The organism is Actinosynnema sp. NPDC059797, from assembly GCF_042732085.1.
In the GTDB taxonomy this organism is placed as follows: domain Bacteria; phylum Actinomycetota; class Actinomycetes; order Mycobacteriales; family Pseudonocardiaceae; genus Actinosynnema.
This window is the reverse complement of record NZ_JBHWIE010000595.1, coordinates 1-2,956: the sequence shown is the minus strand read 5'-3', so window position 1 is coordinate 2,956 and position 2,956 is coordinate 1. Positions and strand designations below refer to the sequence as shown.

3 protein-coding genes are annotated in these 2,956 nt (G+C 76.8%); 2 read left to right on the top strand and 1 reads right to left on the bottom strand.

Annotated elements, in window-relative coordinates:
• Positions 1-96: 96 nt before the first annotated feature.
• Positions 97-1,320: an erythromycin esterase family protein gene (locus ACFV4N_RS42195; protein ID WP_499678309.1), complete on the bottom strand. Its 1,224-nt coding sequence runs from the start codon at positions 1,318-1,320 to the stop codon at positions 97-99.
• A 114-nt stretch (positions 1,321-1,434) separates the two neighbouring features.
• Between ACFV4N_RS42195 and ACFV4N_RS42190 the strand changes: the two genes are divergently transcribed.
• The gene (locus tag ACFV4N_RS42190; RefSeq protein ID WP_499678310.1) at positions 1,435-2,163 is read left to right on the top strand and encodes a MerR family transcriptional regulator; all 729 of its coding nucleotides are present in this window, start codon (positions 1,435-1,437) and stop codon (positions 2,161-2,163) included.
• A 65-nt stretch (positions 2,164-2,228) separates the two neighbouring features.
• Positions 2,229-2,732, top strand: a complete 504-nt coding sequence (locus tag ACFV4N_RS42185; protein WP_499678308.1) for a DinB family protein — start codon at positions 2,229-2,231, stop codon at positions 2,730-2,732.
• The last annotated feature ends 224 nt before the right edge of the window (positions 2,733-2,956 follow it).

Here is a 2,956-nt window from a genome sequence, read left to right as displayed (position 1 = left end):
GTCACGTACCCCGCGAGGAGGTCCCCGCCGTCGTCCACCCGCACCGCCCCACTGTCGACCACCGCCGCGGGCGGCGCCACCGGGTTGTCGGCGCGGCTACCAGTACTGGTGCCGCTGCCCGTCGGTGTCGGCGACGAAGACGACCGCGTCGGCGCCGTCGAGGTCCGCCGGGTCGAGCGGGAGGTGTCCGGGCACGATCGGTTCGCCCTTGCGGGTCGACGGCGGGAGCGCGGCGCGCAGGGCCGGCGCCGGGAACAGGGCGCGGCGGGTGGTCGCACCGGCCAGCGCGTGCTGGAGCGTGCCCGGTTCGCTGCGGGGGTTGGCGTCGGTCGCCACGAACGCGTAGCGCTCGCCGAGGGCGACCGCGACCAGCGCGCCGGCGCTGCCCCAGCCCGCCTCCTCCGGGCCGAACCGCATGCGGGACGGCGTGCGCTGCAGGTGCACGTTGTGCGCGAACACCAGGGTCGGGCCGCGCCGCCGCTCCCGGGCGACGATGGCGAGCAGGTTCTCGGCCATCATCTCGGCGCGCAGGCTGATCAGGGCCGCGATGCGGTCGGGCGCGGGGGTGGCCATGGCCGCGTGGTAGCGCAGCAGGCCCAGGGCGGTGCGCGCGTGCGCGAGGGCGTGGTCGTAGCCGGCCGGGTCGGCGGGGCGCAGGACGGGGGCGGCGCGGCGCAGGGCGCTGGCGAGGTCGTCGGCGATGACGCGCAGGGCGCGGGCGCGGGCGGAGTCGCCGATGGACGCCGCCGGGTCGTACATGGCGGCCGGGTTGGTCCAGGCCTCGTCCGCGTCCGCGTCGAGCAGCGCGTCGAGGTCGCGGACCGACGCGGGGCGCAGCGCCGGGGGCAGGTGGTGGGTGACCGCGGACAACGCGTGTCGCGGACCGGGCGCGCCGGCGGTCTCGGTCGGCGCGTCGAAGCCGTGGAAGCGGACCTGGTCCCGCGGCGCCCGGCCGGCGTTGTGGGCGCGGAGCAGCTCGACGAGTTCGCGGTTGCCCGGCACGGCGCCGAACGAGTGGCTGAACCCGGTCGCGAGCACGGCGTCGACATCCGCCGTCCCGCCGGTCACGTAGTCGTCGACGACGGAGGCGGCGAAGAAGTCGGTCTCCAGCGCGATCGACCTGAACCCGCGTTCGACGAGGTGGACGAGGACCTCGTTGCGCAGCAGCGGGAACGCCTCGATCCCGTGGGTCGGCTCGCCCAGGGCGAGCAGGGCGGGCGGCTCGGCCCGCGCGGCGAGCAGGTCGTCGAGGGCGCGGCCCAGGTCGGCCGGGTCGTCGAGTTGGCGGCCGAGGGCGCGCAGTGCTGCGGAAGTGGACATGGAACACCCCTGTTCGGAAGGACCTGCCATTGACCGTATCGTTGAAGGTTCGAGTGAAACTTCCCCGAGGACGACCTGGGGTTTCGGGGTGAAAACCTCAATCGGAGGTGCGCGCTGCGACCCGTCGACCTGGCCCGCGAGCACGGGTTGTCCGCTCAGGCGGTCCGCAACTACGACGACGAGGGCGACCTCCCGCCGACCGGGCGCAGCGAGGCCGGCCACCGGCGCTACACGCCCCTGCACGCGCAGGCCCTGCGCGCCTTCCTCGCGCTGCGCGCGGGGCACGGTCACCGACGGGCGGTGGAGGTCATGCGCGCGGTCAACCGGGGCGACACCGAGTCCGCCTACCGGCTCATCGACGCCGCGCACGTCGCGCTGCTCGCCGAGCGCGACACCCGCGCCGAGGTGGCGGCGGCCCTGGGCGGCCTGTCCACCGCGACGCCCGAGCCGGTCCGCGGCCGGCCGCTGACCGTGGGCGAACTCGCGCGCCGGCTCGGCGTGCACCCGGCGACGCTGCGCACCTGGGAGACCGCGGGCGTCCTGCGCCCCGGGCGAGACCGGGTGACGGGCCACCGCGAGTACGGGCCGGACTGCGTGCGCGACGCCGAGGTGGCCCGGCAGTTGCGCCGGGGAGGCTACCCGCTGCGCAAGGTCGCGCGGTTCGTCGACTCGCTGCGCGAGGCGGGCGGCGCGGACGCGTTGGGCGACTTCCTCGACTCCTGGCAGGACCGGCTGACCAGGCGCAGCCGGGACCTCCTCGCCGGCGCGGCGCGGCTCGACGCCTACCTCACCCTGCTCGACGGCCGGCCCCCGGCCGAGGGCGAGCCCTCCGCCCGGCGGTGACCCGGCGCCACCGGCCCGGCTGGCACCGGCCCGGACGGCACCGGCCGACCGGCGATACTCGCACCATGAGCAGCCACCCCGGTCCCACGCCGGTCGAACACGTCGTGGACAGTCCGCTCAAGGCCCAGTTCGAGGCGTTCGTCGACCAGCACCGCGCGGCCCTCCACGACTGCCTCGACGGGCTGACCGAGGAGCAGGCGCGCAGGTCGCTCGTCGCCTCGCGCACGACCCTGCTCGGCCTGGTCAAGCACGCCGCCTTCGTCGAGCGGGTCTGGTTCGACGAGGCGGTGACGGGCCGCTCCCGCGCGGAGATCGGCATCCCCGCGACCCCGGACGAGTCGTTCGCGCTGACCGAGGAGGACTCGATCGAGTCGGTGCGCCGGGACCACCGGGAGGCCTGCGCCGCGTCCCGCGCGGCCACGGCCGGCCTCGGCCTGGACGACGTGCTGCCGGGGAACCGGCGCGGGCCGCTCCCGCTGCGGTGGGTCTACCTCCACGTGCTCCGGGAACTGGCCCAGCACTGCGGCCACGCGGACATCCTGCGCGAGCAGGTCCTCGGCGGGGCCTGAGGGGAGCCGCCCGCCGGACCCGCCGTCGCCGGACCTCCGGCGGGCGACGTCACCGGGCCGGTCGGTCGCCCGCCGAGGCGCCGACCCCGCCCCGGAGGACCGCCGCGCTCAGGTCGTCGACGGTGATCGGGCGACCGGGCAGGGCGCTGTCGGGTCGGGCGCTGTCGGGTCGGGCGCTGTCGGGCCGGGTGTCGCCCGGCCGCGCGCGCAGGCCGTCCAGCACG